At 57.7% G+C, this 16713-nt stretch carries 13 protein-coding genes and 1 pseudogene; 1 reads left to right on the plus strand and 13 read right to left on the minus strand.

The window, feature by feature from the left end:
* Positions 1 to 95: 95 nt before the first annotated feature.
* From ACIOWA_RS19840 to ACIOWA_RS19870, 7 genes are all read right to left on the minus strand, one after another.
* Positions 96 to 1520, minus strand: coding sequence for a gamma-aminobutyraldehyde dehydrogenase (locus tag ACIOWA_RS19840; protein ID WP_401161502.1), 1425 nt, complete (start codon positions 1518 to 1520; stop codon positions 96 to 98).
* 154 nt (positions 1521 to 1674) lie between these two features.
* Complete coding sequence (locus ACIOWA_RS19845) at positions 1675 to 2484, minus strand: ABC transporter permease (RefSeq protein WP_003222021.1); 810 nt, start codon at positions 2482 to 2484, stop codon at positions 1675 to 1677.
* Entirely contained in the window at positions 2474 to 3409 is a 936-nt protein-coding gene (locus ACIOWA_RS19850; protein WP_339434044.1) for an ABC transporter permease, read from the minus strand. The genes ACIOWA_RS19845 and ACIOWA_RS19850 overlap by 11 nt, the downstream gene beginning before the upstream one ends.
* Before the next feature lies 1 nt (position 3410).
* Positions 3411 to 4448 carry an ABC transporter ATP-binding protein gene (locus ACIOWA_RS19855; protein WP_401161504.1) on the minus strand — a complete coding sequence of 346 codons (1038 nt, stop codon included), beginning with the start codon at positions 4446 to 4448 and terminating at the stop codon, positions 3411 to 3413.
* Positions 4449 to 4668: 220 nt separating this feature from the next.
* On the minus strand, positions 4669 to 5820 hold the full coding sequence (gene ydcS, locus ACIOWA_RS19860) for a putative ABC transporter substrate-binding protein YdcS (RefSeq protein ID WP_339434046.1): 1152 nt from the start codon (positions 5818 to 5820) through the stop codon (positions 4669 to 4671).
* 83 nt (positions 5821 to 5903) lie between these two features.
* Positions 5904 to 7361: a gamma-aminobutyraldehyde dehydrogenase gene (locus ACIOWA_RS19865; protein WP_401161516.1), complete on the minus strand. Its 1458-nt coding sequence runs from the start codon at positions 7359 to 7361 to the stop codon at positions 5904 to 5906.
* A gap of 133 nt (positions 7362 to 7494) precedes the next feature.
* Positions 7495 to 8409, minus strand: a complete 915-nt coding sequence (locus tag ACIOWA_RS19870) for a LysR family transcriptional regulator (protein WP_221729866.1) — start codon at positions 8407 to 8409, stop codon at positions 7495 to 7497.
* A gap of 177 nt (positions 8410 to 8586) precedes the next feature.
* Between ACIOWA_RS19870 and ACIOWA_RS19875 the strand changes: the two genes are divergently transcribed.
* Positions 8587 to 9306 (plus strand): tellurite resistance TerB family protein, encoded by a 720-nt coding sequence (locus ACIOWA_RS19875; RefSeq protein WP_401161506.1) that lies wholly within the window; start codon positions 8587 to 8589, stop codon positions 9304 to 9306.
* 248 nt (positions 9307 to 9554) lie between these two features.
* Here the strand turns inward: ACIOWA_RS19875 and ACIOWA_RS19880 are convergent.
* The 6 genes and pseudogenes from ACIOWA_RS19880 to tssI all read right to left on the minus strand — a co-directional run.
* Positions 9555 to 9773: pseudogene (locus ACIOWA_RS19880) on the minus strand (IS4 family transposase); the annotation flags it as partial.
* A gap of 160 nt (positions 9774 to 9933) precedes the next feature.
* Positions 9934 to 11124 (minus strand): DUF6708 domain-containing protein, encoded by a 1191-nt coding sequence (locus ACIOWA_RS19885; RefSeq protein ID WP_401161508.1) that lies wholly within the window; start codon positions 11122 to 11124, stop codon positions 9934 to 9936.
* Positions 11117 to 14104, minus strand: coding sequence for a hypothetical protein (locus tag ACIOWA_RS19890; RefSeq protein WP_401161510.1), 2988 nt, complete (start codon positions 14102 to 14104; stop codon positions 11117 to 11119). The genes ACIOWA_RS19885 and ACIOWA_RS19890 overlap by 8 nt, the downstream gene beginning before the upstream one ends.
* The gene (locus ACIOWA_RS19895; protein ID WP_401161511.1) at positions 14105 to 14539 is read right to left on the minus strand and encodes a toxin VasX; all 435 of its coding nucleotides are present in this window, start codon (positions 14537 to 14539) and stop codon (positions 14105 to 14107) included.
* Positions 14536 to 15408 (minus strand): DUF4123 domain-containing protein, encoded by an 873-nt coding sequence (locus tag ACIOWA_RS19900; RefSeq protein ID WP_339466182.1) that lies wholly within the window; start codon positions 15406 to 15408, stop codon positions 14536 to 14538. Before ACIOWA_RS19900 ends, ACIOWA_RS19895 begins: the two co-directional genes overlap by 4 nt.
* On the minus strand, positions 15409 to 16713 hold a 1305-nt coding region (gene tssI, locus ACIOWA_RS19905), incomplete at its 5' end, for a type VI secretion system tip protein TssI/VgrG (RefSeq protein WP_401161514.1). It lies immediately after the preceding gene.

A 16713-nucleotide genomic window follows, 5' to 3' on the forward strand; every position in this document is an offset into this window, starting at 1 on the left:
CGCCGCCCGGTCCGGTAGTTATTGTTTTGGAGTCCTGGTGGTGCGTAGAGCCGGTTTCTGCCTTGAAGCCGGGGTGACGCGAAGCTTTTAAAGGCTTAGTGCTTGAACATCACATGCCGAACCGTGGTGTAGTCCTCCAGCCCATACATGGACATGTCCTTGCCGTAGCCTGACAATTTCTGACCGCCGTGAGGCATTTCGCTGACCAGCATGAAGTGCGTGTTCACCCAGGTGCAGCCGTACTGCAACCGCGCGGACATCCGATGCGCGCGTCCTACATCCGCAGTCCACACAGAGGACGCCAAGCCGTAGTCCGAATCGTTGGCCCACTCCAGCGCCTGCGCTTCATCAGTGAACTTGGTCACCGACACCACCGGCCCGAACACTTCGCGGCGGACGATTTCGTCGTCCTGCTGCGCATCGGCCAGCACGGTGGGTTCGAAGAAGAAACCATTGCCGTCCACAGAATTGCCACCCGTGATCAAACGGATGTGCGGTTGCGCCACGGCACGCTCGACGAAACCGGCGACGCGGTCGCGATGTTGCGCAGTGATCAGCGGCCCCAGTTCGGTGGACGGATCATCCTGCAAACCGTACTTGATGCTGCTGACGGCCGCGCCGAGCTTCTCCACAAACTTGTCATAAATGCCTTGCTGCGCGTAGATCCGGCAGGCCGCGGTGCAGTCCTGCCCGGCGTTGTAAAAGCCGAACGTGCGGATGCCTTCAACCGCCGCATCGATATCGGCGTCGTCGAAGATGATCACCGGCGCCTTGCCGCCCAGTTCCATGTGCAGGCGTTTGACGCTGTCGGCGGTGCTGGAAATGATGTTGGCACCCGTGGCGATGGAACCGGTCAACGAAACCATGCGCACTTTCGGGTGCGTGACCAGTGGACTGCCAACGGTAGGCCCACGACCAAACACCAGATTGAGTACGCCGGCCGGGAAAATGTCCGACGCCAGTTCGGCCAAGCGTAACGCGGTCAGCGGGGTTTGTTCCGACGGCTTGAGCACCACGGTGTTACCGGCGGCCAGTGCCGGGGCGATTTTCCAGGCGACCATCATCAACGGGTAGTTCCACGGCGCGATGGAGGCGATTACGCCGACCGGGTCGCGACGGATCATTGAGGTGTGGCCGGGCAGGTATTCACCGCCGGCCGATCCGCTCATGCAACGACTGGCGCCGGCAAAGAAACGGAACACGTCGGCAATCGCCGGGATCTCGTCATTCAGCGCGGCGCTGTAGGGTTTGCCGCAGTTGTCGGACTCCAGTTTCGCCAACTCCTCACCGTGGGTTTCGATGGCGTCAGCGAGTTTGAGCAGCAGCAAGGAGCGGTCTTTCGGCGCGGTTTGCGACCACTCGGCAAAGGCGTTGTCGGCGGCACGCACGGCCGCATCGACCTGGGCTTCGCCGGCTTCGTTGATCTCCACCAGCACTTCACCGAGCGAAGGGTTGAGCACCGGTTGCGCCGGGCCTTCGCCGTTGACCAGTTGGCCGTTGATCAAGAGTTTGGTTTGCATGTTTTTGTCCTCTTTGAAGCCATTGTTATTTTTCAGAAGAAACCGGGTTCAACGGTGGCAGCGGGCTTGCTCGCGAAAGCAGTAAGGCAGCCAACATCAATGTTGAATGTGCTGGCCTCTTCGCGAGCAAGCCCGCACCCACAGGGGGGGACGTTTACTTGCCGCCACTCCCCGCCACGCTTTCGCCACCTCGGGTCAGGTAATAGGCACCCAGGATCGGCAGCATGGTCACCATCATCACCAGCATGGCGACGACGTTGGTCACCGGCACATCCCGTGGCCGGCTCAGTTGATTGAGCAACCACAATGGCAGCGTGCGTTCATGCCCTGCGGTGAACGTGGTGACGATGATTTCGTCGAACGACAGCGCAAACGCGAGCATGCCGCCGGCCAGCAACGCCGAGCCGAGGTTCGGCAGGATGATGTAACGGAAGGTCTGCCAACCGTCGGCGCCCAGATCCATCGAGGCCTCGATCAAGCTGTGCGAAGTACGGCGCAGACGGGCGATGACGTTGTTGTAGACGATCACCACGCAGAAGGTCGCGTGGCCGACGATGATGGTGAACATCCCAGGCTCGATTCCCAGCGTTTTGAACGTCGCCAGCAACGCAATCCCGGTGATGATCCCCGGCAGCGCAATCGGCAGGATCAGCATCAGCGAGATGCCCTGTTTGCCGAAGAAATCACGCCGGTACAGCGCCGCCGACGCCAGCGTGCCAAGCACCATCGCGATCAACGTGGCGATGGCTGCAATCTGCAGCGATAGCTTGATGGCCTCCAGCACGTCCGGCCGCGAAAACGCCACACTGAACCAGTGCAGGGTGAAGCCCTTCGGTGGAAAACTGAACGCGGCTTCTTCGGTGTTGAAGGCGTAAAGGAAGATGATCAGGATCGGGAAGTGCAGAAACACCAACCCGCCCCAGGCCGCGATGCGCAGACCCAGTGAAGCGCGCTCAGAGTGCATCGAAGGCCCCCAGTCGTTTGACGATGGACAGGTAAACCGCAATCAGAACGATGGGCACCAGAGTGAACGCCGCTGCCATCGGCATATTGCCAATCGCGCCTTGCTGCGCATACACCATGCTGCCGATGAAGTAGCCCGGCGGGCCCACCAGTTGCGGCACGATGAAATCGCCCAGCGTCAGCGAAAACGTAAAGATCGAACCCGCCGCAATCCCCGGAATCGACAGCGGCAAAATCACTTGCATAAACGTCTGGCGCGGCTTGGCGCCAAGGTCGGCAGACGCTTGCAACAGCGACGGCGGCAGACGTTCCAGCGAGGCCTGAATCGGCAGGATCATGAACGGCAGCCAGATGTAGACGAAGACCATGAACCGCCCCAGATTCGAGGTCGACAGGGTGCTGCCGCCCACGCCCGGTATGCCCAGAATGAATTGCAAAACCGGCTCCAGCCCCAAGTGCTGAACGAACCACTGCGCCACGCCCCCCTTGGCCAGCAACAGCGTCCATGCGTAAGCCTTGACGATGTAACTGGCCCACATCGGCATCATCACCGCGATGTAGAAAAACGCTTTGGTCTTGCCCGTGGTGTAACGCGCCATGTAGTAGGCAATCGGGAACGCGACGAGGGCGCTGGCCATCGACACGGCAATGGCCATGCTCAACGTGCGCAGAATGATGTCGAAGTTCGATGGCCGCAACAGCGCCGCAAAATTCGCCAGCGTCAGGTCCGGCGTCACCGCCATGGTGAAGTCGTCAAAGGTATAGAAACCCTGCCACAGCAGCACCAGCAGCGAGCCTAGATAGATCGCGCCGAACCACAGCAGCGGTGGCACCAGCAACATCAACAGGTACAGGTTGGGCTTGCGATAGAGCAGGTTGGAAAACCTGCGCAACGGTGGCGATGGAGTCGTCGCGAGCGTGCTCATCTCACACCCCGCTCGCAACGGTGTCGTGCAGCGTAATCATCGCTTCACGCGCCCAACGCGCACTCAAGCGCTGGCCGGTCTGGTGCTGCGCGCTACTGTCGACCCACTGATTATTGGCGTGGCTGATGCTCAGGGTCTGGCCGTTTTCCAGCGTCAGTTCATAACGGGTCGCGCTGCCTTGATACTGGATGTCGTGGAGCAAACCGCTGACTTCTATTTCGTGGCTGGCCAGCGGGCCCTCGGCGAAACGCACGTGTTCCGGACGGATCGAAAACGGCTGCGGGTGACCGCTGAGCTGGCGCGCCAGATCGCCACGAATCACGTTCGAGGTGCCAACGAATTCGGCGACAAACGTGGTGGTCGGTTTCATGTACAAATTGCGCGGCGTGTCGACCTGCTCGATGCGGCCCTTGTTGAACACGGCGACGCGGTCGGACATTGACAGGGCTTCAGTCTGATCGTGGGTCACAAAGATGAAGGTGATGCCGAGTTGGCGTTGCAGCTTTTTCAATTCGCTTTGCATCTGCTCGCGCAGTTTCAGGTCGAGTGCGCCGAGTGGCTCATCGAGCAACAGCACGCGAGGGCGATTGACCAAGGCGCGGGCCAGGGCGACACGCTGTCGTTGACCTCCGGACAACTGCACCGGTTTGCGCGCGCCGTAGCCGCCGAGGGCGACCATGTCCAGGGTTTCTTCGGCGCGCTTATGGCGCTCGGCTTTGCCTACGCCTTTGACCTTCAAGCCGTAGGCGACGTTGTCCAGCACGTTCATGTGCGGGAACAGTGCGTAATCCTGAAATACAGTGTTTACATCGCGTTGATACGGCGGCAGACCGGCCGCTTCGGCGCCGTGGATGCAGATCGAACCGGCGCTCGGTTGCTCGAACCCGGCGATTAGTCGCAGGCAGGTGGTTTTGCCCGAGCCGGAGGGGCCGAGCATGGAAAAGAACTCGCCGTCCTGGATATCGATGGAAACCCGGTCAACGGCCTTCACTTCGCCGAACTGCCGGGAAACGTTGGTGAACTGGACTGCAAGCGTCATGGTGCGGTGCTCCAAAAAGGCGAAAGCCGTCGCAGCGGCCCTGCCTGGACTTCTGAAAAAGCTGAAACGTTTTGCGGTTTGCTGGTGTTGGTGATCCCGATGTGGGAGCGGGCTTGCTCGCGAACGCGGTCTATCATTCGGCATGGGTGCTGGCTGACACACCGCTTTCGCGAGCAAGTCGCAGCGCCGCTCCCACAGGGGGGCGGCGTCAATTCAAAGACTAGCGACCGCCCATGATCGCGATGTAATCCTGCGTCCAGCGGCTATACGGCACGAACTTGCCGCCTTCAGCCTGCGGGGTTTTCCAGAAGGCGATTTTGTCGAACTGGTCGAAACCGTTGGTCTTGCAACCTTCGGCGCCGAGCAACTCGCTCTCCTTGCACGCCGCTGGCACCGCCGGCAACGAGCCGAACCACGCCGCCACATCACCCTGGACTTTGGGCTTCAGCGACCAGTCCATCCATTTGTATGCACAGTTGGGATGTTTGGCCTCGGCGTGCAACATGGTGGTGTCGGCCCAACCGGTGGCGCCTTCTTTCGGAATGGTCGAAGCGATGGGCTGCTTCTCGTTCACCAAGCTGTTGACCTGATACGGCCAGGCGCCCGACGCGACCACGCCTTCGTTTTTGAAATCGCTCATCTGCACCGTGGTGTCATGCCAGTAGCGGTGGATCAGCGGCTGCTGCGCCCGCAGTAAATCCAGCACGGCTTTGTACTGCGCCTCGGTCAGTTGATACGGATCCTTGATGCCCAGTTCAGGCCGGGTCGATTTCAGATACAGCGCCGCATCGGCGATGTAGATCGGGCCGTCATAGGCCTGCACGCGACCCTTGTTCGGCTTGCCGTCGGGCAAATCCTGCGCGGCGAACAGCACATTCCAACTGGTCGGCGCAGTCTTGAACACGTTGGTGTTGTACATCAGCACGTTTGGGCCCCACTGATACGGGGTGCCGTAGGTCTGTTTATTGACCACGTACCACGGCGCATCTTTGAGGCGTGGGTCGAGGGTCTTCCAGTTCGGGATCAACGCGGTGTTGATCGGTTGCACACGCTTGCCGACGATCAATCGCAGCGAAGCATCGCCCGACGCGGTCACCAGGTCGTAACCGCCCTTGGCCATCAGGCTGACCATTTCGTCAGAGGTGGCAGCGGTCTTCACGTTGACCTTGCAGCCGGTTTCCTGCTCGAAACCGGTCACCCAGTCGTAGGCCTTGTCGCTTTCGCCACGTTCGATGTAGCCCGGCCAGGCGACGATATCCAACTGCCCTTCGCCGGCGCCGACAGCCTTCAGCGGTTCTGCCGCTTGCAGGCTGGCGCTGGCCAGCAAGGCCGTGGTGATTGCACTGAGCAGTGCGGTCTTGTGCACGAACATGGTTGAACCCTCTTCTTTAAATTATGGTCGGGGCAGTTGTGAACGCGGTGAAGCATGCCGTTGGCGGCTTGTTATTAGCGTAGTCAGAGATGCTGGCCGTGGCGGGCCATGATGTGCCGCACCACGCTGTAGTCTTGAAGCGAATCGCTGGATAAGTCTTTGCCGTAACCCGAGCGTTTCAGCCCGCCGTGGGGCATTTCGCTGACCAGCATGAAATGGCTGTTGATCCAGGTGCAGCCGTATTGCAGGCGGGCGGCAACCTGCATCGCCTTGTCCAGATTCTGCGTCCACACCGACGAGGCGAGGCCGTATTCGGAGTCGTTGGCCCAATCGACGGCCTGCGCGAGTTCGTCGAAACGGGTCACGGTGACGACCGGGCCGAACACTTCGCGCTGGACGATCTCATCGCTCTGTTTGCAGCCGGCCAGCAGCGTCGGTTGATAGTAGAAACCGGCGCCGGAATGCACCGCCGCACCGGTCACGCGTTCGATGTGCGGCTGGCCTAGGGCGCGCTCGACGAAACTGGCGACGCGGTCACGCTGGCGGGTGGTGATCAACGGGCCGATCTCGTTGTCGGCATCGCGTTTGCCAGCGAAGCGCAGGCTGCTGACGGCGGCACCGAGTTCGGCGACCAATTTGTCGTGAATGCCGGCCTGCGCGTAGATCCGGCAGGCGGCAGTGCAGTCCTGCCCGGCGTTGTAATAACCGTAGGTGCGCACGCCCTCGACGACAGCTTTCAGATCAGCGTCGTTGCACACGATTACCGGGGCTTTGCCGCCAAGTTCGAGGTGAGTGCGTTTCAGGGTTTTCGCGGCGGCCTGGAGGATTTTCTGGCCGGTGACGATATCGCCGGTCAGCGACACCATGCGGATTTTCGGGTGACTGACCAAATGGCTGCCGACGCCTTCGCCACCGCCGCAGATGATGTTGATCACCCCACGCGGGAGGATTTCGGCCAACGCAGGCGCCAATGCCAGAATCGACAGCGGCGTGTGTTCGGACGGTTTGAACACCAGCGTGTTGCCGGCGGCGAGGGCCGGGGCGATCTTCCACGCGGCCATCATGATCGGGTAATTCCACGGCGCAATCGACGCCACCACGCCAATCGGATCGCGGCGGACCATGCTGGTGTAGCCAGGGAGGTATTCACCACTGAGCTGGCCGGTCTGGCAGCGCACGGCACCGGCGAAGAAGCGGAACACATCGACGGTCGCGGTCAAATCGTCCTGACGCGCCAGGTGCAATGGCTTGCCGCAGTTCAGCGATTCGAGGCGGGCGAGGTGATCGGCGTGTTTTTCGACGGCGTTGGCGATGTCGAGCAACAGGTTGGAACGTTGCTGCGGCGTCGTGCGCGACCATTGGGCAAAGGCCTGATGGGCGGCGAGGATCGCCGCTTCGACCTGCTCGGTGCTGGCCTCGGCAATGTGCGTGAGAATTTCGCCGGTGGCCGGGTTGAGGATCGGCTCGACAAAACCTTCCCCGGCGACCAGTTGGCCGTCGATCAACAACGCGGTACACATCGGGGTCTGCGCGCCAGCCATTTTCCGCGATCTCTTTTCTTGTGTGGTCATTGTTGCTCCCTGTGTCACCGGGAGCCGACCGTCTTATAGATGCAGCAAGACTAGTGCGCGGCTCCGGGGTCGACAAATTCTAAATACTGAAGGTGGCATTCGATTAAATAGATGGCTTGCGCCCGCCGTGGGGTTGTTCGCGAGCGACGGTCAGGAATGGGTCGACCAATGCTGGGCGCGCAGTGCCACGGCGCCAGGCCAGGCCGACGTCGAGGGTCTGGTTGAGGTCGGCGATGGGGCGGGCTTCGATGATGTCGCCCTCCAGTGACCACGGGCGATAGGTCATGTCCGGCTGGATCGACACGCCCAGACCCGCTGCGACCAGACTTCGCACAGCCTCGGTCGATGCGGTTCTCAGAGTGATCTTCGGTTGCAGCCCGGCGCCCTGCCATAGACGTTGAGCGTTGCTATCCATTTCGTCGACGTTCAGTTGAATCAACGGCTCGCGAGCGACGTCGGCGAGATTGATGCTGTCGTGTTCCAAAAGCGGATGCTGCGCTGGCAGCCACAAACGGTGGGGCGAATGGGTCAGCACCTCAGTCTGCAAGGCATGACGGTCTTCGAGGTTGGAGAGGATCAACACCCCGACATCGATCTCGCCGCTGACCAGCAAATGCTCGATGTAGGGGCGTTCATCCTCCATCACTCTTATTTCAACGTTGGGATAGGCACGCTGGAATCGGGTTAACAAATCCGCCAGGTAATAACCGGCGACCAGACTGGTCACGCCGACGATCAACTGCCCGGCAACCTGATCGGTGCTTTGCTGGAGGCTGCGTTTGGCATTGTCCACAGTCGCCAGAATCAGGTGAGCCTGGCGTAGGAATTGGTGTCCCTGATGTGTCAGCGTCATGCCCTTGGCGTGTCGGCTGAACAGGCTAACGCCGATTTCCTCCTCCAGTTGCTGGATTGCCAGGGTCAGGGTCGATTGGGAAATGAACGCCGTTTGCGCGGCGGCGGAGATCGAGCCGGTTTCGGCCACGGCGATGAAGTGACGGATCTGACGCAAGGTCATCATGAGCGGGGTACCCGGTGGGCGGTTTTTATAGATTGGCCTGAGTGTATATCTATTTTCGCGAACGCCTTGCGCCTACTGAGCAACATCTGGAAGCACACTCGCAAACAGGGCAGGGGCACTTTCGAACTAGGCTGAGGGCCTTATAGATCCGGATAACCCCTGTTTTGGAGGCGGAACATGAACACCCGTGGATTGCTCGATCAACTACTCAAATCCGGCCAGGATCTGTTGCAGAACAAGGCCGGCGGGTCGCAAAACAAAACGGCTGCCGGTGGGTTGGGCGGCTTGCTTGGCGGATCGTCCGGCGGTAGTGGCCTTGGCGGTCTGCTGTCGGGTGCCGGCGGTGGCGCACTGGCGGCAGGCGCCATGGGCCTGCTGCTCGGCAACAAGAAAGTGCGCAAGGTCGGTGGCAAAGTCGCAATCTACGGCGGCCTCGCCGCACTCGGCGTGCTGGCCTACAAAGCCTACGGCAACTACAACGCCCAAAAAGGCACCGCCCCGCAAACCGAGCCACAAACCCTCGACCGAGTGCCACCCGCGCAAGCCGAACAACACAGCCAGGCAATCCTCAAAGCCCTGGTCGCCGCCGCCAAAGCCGACGGCCACATCGACGATCGCGAGCGGCAATTGATCGAGGGTGAATTCACCAAGCTCGACAATGATCAGGAACTGCAGCACTGGCTGCACGCCGAACTCAACAAACCCCTCGACCCGACCGACGTCGCCCGCGCCGCGAGTACGCCGGAGATGGCGGCTGAGATGTACGTGGCGAGCGTGATGATGGTGGATGAGGAGAACTTTATGGAGAAGAGCTATCTGGATGAACTGGCGCGGCAGTTGAAGCTGGAGCCGGGGTTGAAGGTGGAGTTGGAGAGGCAGGTTCGTCAGTTGGGCTGAAGCCTACCTCTACCTCTTCAGGGCCGATGCACATCATCAAAATCATCGGCCTTGGGGGTGGCAAATATACCTTTCGCTTCTTGGGATCGGTAATACGTGTTGGCGCTGATACGATTTTGACCTAGGTTGCTGATTTTGACTGACCTACATGCGGCCTGTGAAACCCCGCGTAAACACATCGTTCGCTGAATATTTGGGTAGATCAATGAATTCAGGCAGCCTGGGTCAAAATCGCATCAGCGGCAACACTCCGTTTGCAGATGGCGATTACCGAGAAGTCGATCCACCCGTTTGATGGCATGTTTGGGATAGGCCTTGCCAGACATGAATCGACCCAGTCCTGTCAGCGTCAGACGACGGCCTTTCAGTAATGAACTGACACAACACATCAGCGTTTTCAGACGATGGGAATGGACAGTGGGAAGTGCTTGAGCGAGCGCGCTGTGTAAGAATCGGATTGCCTGCATGGGATCGGGATCTTGTTTTTGTGTGGTGCAATACAAGCTGCCGACCCATGCAGGTCTCTTCAATTCCCAACTTCTTGATTTCTCGTAGGAAAAAGCGGGGATTTCTCAGTGACAGATCTATTTTTAGAAAATTAATCTTTCACCTATTTTGGGGTTTCATTCAGTGCAAACCTGCCACTTTGCAGGCCTCGACAAAAGTCGCGCCTTTCTTGTCCATGGCGTTTTTTACCAACTGATTGGCTTTCACCAGTGCTGCACTAGGTTTGGCCCACTGCTCCGGTGGCAGTGACTGCGACCATGCTTGAACCTGTTCCGGCAGAACGGGACGGCCCTTGCGATGAGCCCATTCGGCGAGAATGTAGGGCATTTTCCAGAAGGTCAGTACACGCCCGATGTACCAGCGGCGCAATGGCCATCGAGATTTCTCCCCGAATCCATATTCCCTCCGTTGTTCTGGAGTCAGGTCCTCGCCACCTTCTTCGTCCAGCGACCCCATCGCACGGGCATCTTCGCGTTCGATTTCAAAGGTGTGCAGTCCTTCATAGGGCTTGAGCCGATCCCCGGTCGGGATCAGGCCGAGTGCCTTGAGCATCGGGTTCGGCACATCGACTAGTTGACCGTCTTCCATGAAGTTGCGAATGGATGTCCACATGCTCAGGGAGTGGGCATCGCTGGGTTGGGGTAGCAGCAGAAACTGCACTTTGTCCTGTTCTTCATCCTCCAGTCCCATGCCCAAAGTGTATTGGCGAGTAGCGCCGTAGCTGGTGACGCCTTGGGAGTTTGCAACCCAAGCGACCACGCTTTCCCAAGGCACGATCAGCACGCGATGGGTGTTGCTGTCGACGTAACAGACTTCGCGGCGCTGGCGGTTGAAGCGAACGGGGTAGGTTTTTGCGGCGGTGAAGACGCTGGAAAACATTCCGTAAACATAGGCGCCGAGGGGCAGAAGCCCTAACAGTGCAATTCCTGAAAACGTCTGAATGCCCATTACTAAATCTTTCAAGGGAGTGGGGAAGTTTTCCGGGTAGGCAAGTGTCCCGTACAAAACAATTAAAGTCGGGGCAATAAATGCCAGGGTTAAGAGCATCCAGATTCCCGCGGCTAATATTTTTCCTTGCTCAACCATGCCCCAATTGTTACCGCCCAACTCCAGATAGGTCTCGGTGATCTCCGAAAAGTTACGCCGAGATGACTGTGTCTGGCCTGTGTAGACAGGTAATGGTGAAAGGAACAGGGTTTCATTTAAACCGTTGGCTCGAATTTCTCCTGCACGTGGGCGTTGACTGCGGATGTCTGGGGCGGACGTGTGTTCGGCAGTCGTGGTTTTACGTTTGAACAAGTTCTTAAGCATCAATAGTCGCCAAGTCATCTTTTTTAAAAGAATGGAATGATGCCTTGCCTGTGCCGACTGGCAGAGTCTCAACAGACTCGACTTTATACGTCCCCTTTGTTGGAATGCGCACACCATACGTATTCACGATATGTAGGTCGCGTAAAACAAAACGAGTTTGGTGTGTGGTATCGCGTTCAGCTTCCAATTGGTAAGCGATGTTTAATGCCAAAGCGAAGTCTGAGGTTTGCAAGGAATTGCTGATCGGTAAATGCAGTGTCAAGGCTTCCTTTTCTTTACTGGCGATTATGAAACGAGTAACCCAAGTGATCGTGCACTCTTTCCAGCGTAACGGGAACGGTCCAGGGCTATAAGTACGTGGCGAAAGTGGCTTTTCACGATACTGTTGGTACGCCTGAAACTGCAATTTCCGGCTGTCCATTTCCTGAGTGCTGACTCCTGGCAAAACCAATTTCAAATAGGTTAGCTTGTCATCGCGAATCAATTCACATGTTGGCTTCTGAACGACTTTTGCGAGCTCGTTCCACTCATCTTGAACATTGCGCTGCTTGGTCTTGTTCCCCCAAACGCTACTCTCCATCCATTTCTGTAAGTCGTCCAGATTGAAATAGTTAAAGAGGCCTTCTCCCACTAGTTGTAGAGCAGTAGCGATCAATCCTATGAGATTGGCCCTTGTGCCGATAGCCAAAAGCCGAGGGCTGGCCTCTGCCCATGCCAGTGCGCGCAATTCGGTCGGCGTTTTCATTACGTTTTTCACGATAGAGCCGGTGTGTTTGGCTGCCCACGTATTGGTTCCTACGAGTGTTGCGTCCCCGCTTATCTGCAACGTCGTCGCCCCTAACCCTTTGTAGTCACCTTCAGCCAACGCTTTACCCCATTGTAGAGAATGCTTCCCCAAGTCAAATGCAGCGGCGACACCACCAGACAAAAATGCTCCAAATCCAGCAATGCCGCTCCAGCGACCTAGGCGGCTCATAGTGTTCAATTTGCCGGCAGCACTTTCCATTTGCTCGATATGAGCTTGGAATACTGTTACGGATAGACCTTGCACCATTGCAAACCCGGAGGAGGACAAGCCGACGACTGATTCTCCAGCAGCGCCCCAATCTGCCCAAGATCGGTCCGTCTTCTTAGCAAAACTACTCATCGCTTCAATAAATTTTTGTCCTTGGATGACAAACAGAGCAAACGCAATCCCATCACCCTTCGACTTCAATGCGCCCGCCAGGGGCTTGTTGAGGGTGCCCGTAGCCCTGAAATCCCTGACAGTCCTGCCCATCTCCGCGGGTAACTGCGGATCCAATCCATCAACCACCGTACCAATTTTCGCTGCACTATCACCCCCGACCGCCAAGGCATCGGTGAGTTTCTCTTCCAGTGGAATCAGCGCATTTTTCAGTTGAGCGATACGTTGGTTATGCGGGGCTTCACTACCCGGAGTTGCAGAACCGATGGACTGGCGCATCAATTCCCGATTTCGAAGTTTGTAGCTTTCTTTCAATTGGCTACGCAAGTTCAGTGATTGGTCGCGAGCCTGATTGAAGGCTGCAATTTCAGCCCCTGTAGCCGCACGCAGAGTCAATCCCTGTCGAGAGAACTCGCGCAATAGCTGCAAGCGCGCGGGTGCTCCAATCTTGCGGATGTACTCGTTGGGATCAACTGTTTGTGCGCGCGCGAAACCCTCGTGAGCCTTGTCCAGTTGATCGGCAATCTTCAGCTGCCGCGCCGGGTTGTAGGCCTCGTCCAGCATGCTTTGCATGCCCATGAACTGGCTGTTCAGTTTGGCGTAGTTGGGCAGGCGCTCGGTCATCAAGCTGTGGAACTGGTTGGTCAGCACATTGACGTTAGCGAGGTTTTCCTTGGCCGAGATCACGTTGATCGAGAAACTGGTCAAGTCTGCCAGTTTTTTTGCAATGTCTACCTGTGCTACGAGGGACAGAGTATCCAGTCCTGGCACTAGGGTCTGCAGATTTGCCTCCATGTAGGCGGCAAGTTTTTCGAGCGCTTTTGGGTCTGCGCACATGGCTGCCACGCAGACAAACTCGGTTTCCAGTCGGTGCTTGATTTGTGCATCGAGATTGAAGTCGTAATACCAGGCTGCACCGTGAAAGCGACCACCTGTGAACATATTCAGTCGATCTTCACGGATGTTTTGCAGACGACCATGCCAATGTTTTAGAAGGTTTTGCTGTTCCTGAACAAAGGCTTCCATTTCCTGACGGTTGACCAGATCGTCGATACCTCGCTGACCTAACTCCTTGCCATGCAACGCGTACCAGCTTTGCAGGCTGAGTTTGTTCAAAGTGTCCTGGTGTTTACGATAAAGCGGATCTCCCAGAGAGTCCGTCATGTCCATGTAGGCGCGGGCGTAGGGATCTTTCTCCGCCATCTTTCGCCAATGAGCTTCATCACCGTAGATGCCAGGGTCTCTGTTGTCCCGGCGAACCTTCAGGAATTCGTAGATTTTCGATTGCTGTTCTTCGTTGGTCTCATCTTTAAGTGCCTGAACTTCAGGATCTGTTTTACCCAGGGCTTCCAGCCGTGGACCATTCACATCATAAAGGGACTGGACGTAGGAACCCGTGAGGTATTGTGCCTGACGCTTGTCGTCCTTGCTCCATCGATCAATCCAGTCAGCCACTTTCAACTGAGCGCTGGCAAGGTCGCGCATGACGCCGATGTCGTCACGCAACACCAGAAACAAGTAGTCATCCTTGTAGGCACACTGAACCTTACTGGTCAGCGTTTCAATCGCAATATGTTTGAACAGCGGCTGATCTTCCCAGTGATAAGCCTCGCCTTCTTGTGGGTCTGCCCCTTCGAGGACGGCATCGGCTCTCTCAGACTGCTCCTTCACTTCTGCCAGCCAGTCCTCCACCTGTTGTTTGCTCAACAAATGTTTGCCGCCCTTTTCAGGGCAGGCACTTGCCAACTCCACTGGTTGCATCAAACGCTTCCGTTCTTCTTTGGATTTGAGCACTTACGAGCATTTATTGGCTGTCCATTGAAGCTCGGAATAGCTGGCATACAACGTGTGTTTGCGGGTGAAGACAAGATGAGGTTCGCCGATCGAACTGGTGCGCGTGTCACCGGAGACTTCTTGGCTGTTCCACAATAGTTTGGTGATCTCGCCTTTCTCTATGCGGTACTCGTGCAGGTAACCGGTGGTGCCGTTGATGATGTAGAGGTAGCCGTCGCGCAACAGCCGGATGCCCAGTGGCTGGCTTTTTGTCTTGAACGGCATGGCGAGTTCGGATGCGGGATCGAGGTGCTGAACGAGCCCATAGCGCAGAGGCAGCAACTGAACTTTCTTGTTCATCAATTGGCATTCACCCATTGGGACACGGGTGTCCTTGGCTGGTTTAGCCAGGGCAACAGTGTTGGCGCTGGTTTTTGGTGGTTGTTGAGCGGTCATGATGGGCTTCCTTGTCGATCTTCAGCACGGCTTTCGGCAAGCTCGGCAGCGCGCTCCACGCGCTTCAATGGCGCATCAGGTGTCGACTGCGTCAGCAGTCGCACGATATCAGGGTGGTCAGTCAGCGGTTCCCCTGCCAGATAACCGTGAACGTTCGCATAGAGGGTGATTTCCTGCTCCGAGGCAAAACCTTGTTCGTAGGCCTCATCCGCTATTTTCTGCGCATAGGGGCGACGATCCTGTTCAGGAAAAGTCGCCATGTATTCAGGAAAGTACTTTTCCAAGTGCTCATTCAATGACGAGACAAAGTTGCGAAACTCTACCTCACCTAACACTGTGAGTTCTTTATCGGTCAAGCGATAGGTTTGCGGTTCAGCAATGGCGGGTTCGGGACGTTTGTGTTGATGCCATAAGGTTTCGACTCCGTCTGGCAGGCAGATGTACTCGACCGGACCAAACCAGCGGGCACTACTGGCTTGCTCCGCCAACCCGAACAGCTGATGCATGACTGCTGGGTCGGCGATGCGCGGCATAACCTCAACGCCGCTCGGATGCTCGACCGTAAGCAAGTTACGCCAATGCCCCCAAAGCACATGAGCATCGGTAGTACTGAACAACAGATAACCCCACTCCAAGGCCGAGTTTTCCAGAAAATGGGCCAAAAGCGGATCGCTGGGCCCTTTGAGAGCAATCAGGTAAGGCGAGATATCGGACAGTTCTTGCCAGCGTGTCGATTGGTAGAGGCTGTATGCCTGGTTGTCCCATTGGTACAGCTGTTGTGCCAGATTGGGCACACTCACGCCGTCCAGAAGTAAATAGGCGGGCGTCTTCCACGGCAAGTCATTCGGGAGCGGCGGTAGTCTGTTCATTTACTGTTCACCCTTTTGTGCCGCGAGTTTCGCAGCCTCACAAACCGCACAAATCGGCTTCTTCTGCATCAACGCCTGCCGCTGCGCCGGCACCAGCAACTGCCCAGCCTTATCCGCATCCGCCTGCTTCAACGGCCCCGGCAACAACGGCGCAGCGCCCGTGCCGCTACCCGGTCCACCGCCGGAGTTCATATTGATCACCGGGCCGCTCATGGTAACGCCAGCGGCGTCGATCTTGATAAAGCTGCCCCCTCCGATCAGCGTCAGCTCAGCTCCCGCTTCCAGCACGACCTTGATGCCGCTATCAAGATGGATTTCCTGCCCCGCATCAATGAACTGCCCGGTGCCAATCTTGATGTGCTGATTCACCCCAACCGTCAGGTGATCATTGGCCTGCGCCTCAACCTTGCGATCTTCATAAACGGTGTGATGTTCTTCGGCCTTGAATTCCGTGTAGCTGTTCTTCTCGACGGTGTCGTGGCGCTCATTGCCAACCCGAATCTTCTGGTCGTGCTCGATGTTCTCGTCCCAGTCGCGCTGGGCGTGCAGGTAGATCTGCTCCTGACCTTTTTTGTCTTCGATGCGCAGTTCGTTGTAACCGCCGCCACCCATTGAACTCAGGGTTTTGAACGTACTGCGGGTCTTGTTCGCCGGCAGGGCGTAGGGGACGGTGTTTTCCTTGTGGTACAGGCAGCCGCTGATCAGCGGTTGATCGGGGTCGCCTTCGAGGAAGGTCACCAGCACTTCCATACCGATGCGCGGGATGGCGATGCCGCCGTACTGGGCGCCGGCCCAGGCGCTGGAGACGCGGAGCCAGCAGCTGGTTTTGTCGTCGGCCTGGCCTTCGCGGTCCCAATGGAATTGCACCTTGACGCGGCCGTACTGGTCGCAGTGGATTTCTTCGCCTTTGGGGCCGGTGACCACGGCGCTCTGGCTGCCGAGGATGCGCGGTTTCGGGTGGCGCAGGGGCGGGCGGTTGGGCACGTCCCACGGGGTGGCCTGGAAGCGGTTGCGGTAGCCCTGGTGGAAATCGTCTTTGAGTGCGGTGGTGTCGCTGGTCACCGATTCTTCCAGCACTTGCGGCTGTTTGCCTTCGTGCAGGACTTCGGTGAGCAGCCAGAGGTCGTTCCACTTGGCTTTTGGGGGCTCGGTCAGGGCCAGAAAATGGCCGCTGACCAGCAACGGCTGATCGCTCTTGCCTTCGGCGAGCTGGAAGTCGCTGCGGTGGCGTTCGAGGGCGCGTTTGGCCAGGTGTTTGCCGCGCTCGCGGTCGATGAAACGGCCCGGGTAATCGTAGTCTTCGAG

The sequence above is a fragment of the Pseudomonas sp. NPDC087614 genome (genome assembly GCF_044743485.1).
GTDB classification, from domain to species: Bacteria; Pseudomonadota; Gammaproteobacteria; order Pseudomonadales; family Pseudomonadaceae; genus Aquipseudomonas; species Aquipseudomonas baetica_A.

What these genes read in the sequence shown, in the direction of transcription:
- ACIOWA_RS19840 (WP_401161502.1), bottom strand. Translation starts at nt 1,520, where the DNA reads ATGCAAACCAAACTCTTGATCAACGGCCAACTGGTCAACGGCGAAGGC.
- ACIOWA_RS19845 (WP_003222021.1), bottom strand. Translation starts at nt 2,484, where the DNA reads ATGCACTCTGAGCGCGCTTCACTGGGTCTGCGCATCGCGGCCTGGGGC.
- ACIOWA_RS19850 (WP_339434044.1), bottom strand. Translation starts at nt 3,409, where the DNA reads ATGAGCACGCTCGCGACGACTCCATCGCCACCGTTGCGCAGGTTTTCC.
- ACIOWA_RS19855 (WP_401161504.1), bottom strand. Translation starts at nt 4,448, where the DNA reads ATGACGCTTGCAGTCCAGTTCACCAACGTTTCCCGGCAGTTCGGCGAA.
- ydcS (WP_339434046.1), bottom strand. Translation starts at nt 5,820, where the DNA reads ATGTTCGTGCACAAGACCGCACTGCTCAGTGCAATCACCACGGCCTTG.
- ACIOWA_RS19865 (WP_401161516.1), bottom strand. Translation starts at nt 7,361, where the DNA reads ATGGCTGGCGCGCAGACCCCGATGTGTACCGCGTTGTTGATCGACGGC.
- ACIOWA_RS19870 (WP_221729866.1), bottom strand. Translation starts at nt 8,409, where the DNA reads ATGATGACCTTGCGTCAGATCCGTCACTTCATCGCCGTGGCCGAAACC.
- ACIOWA_RS19875 (WP_401161506.1), top strand. Translation starts at nt 8,587, where the DNA reads ATGAACACCCGTGGATTGCTCGATCAACTACTCAAATCCGGCCAGGAT.
- ACIOWA_RS19885 (WP_401161508.1), bottom strand. Translation starts at nt 11,124, where the DNA reads ATGCTTAAGAACTTGTTCAAACGTAAAACCACGACTGCCGAACACACG.
- ACIOWA_RS19895 (WP_401161511.1), bottom strand. Translation starts at nt 14,539, where the DNA reads ATGACCGCTCAACAACCACCAAAAACCAGCGCCAACACTGTTGCCCTG.
- ACIOWA_RS19900 (WP_339466182.1), bottom strand. Translation starts at nt 15,408, where the DNA reads ATGAACAGACTACCGCCGCTCCCGAATGACTTGCCGTGGAAGACGCCC.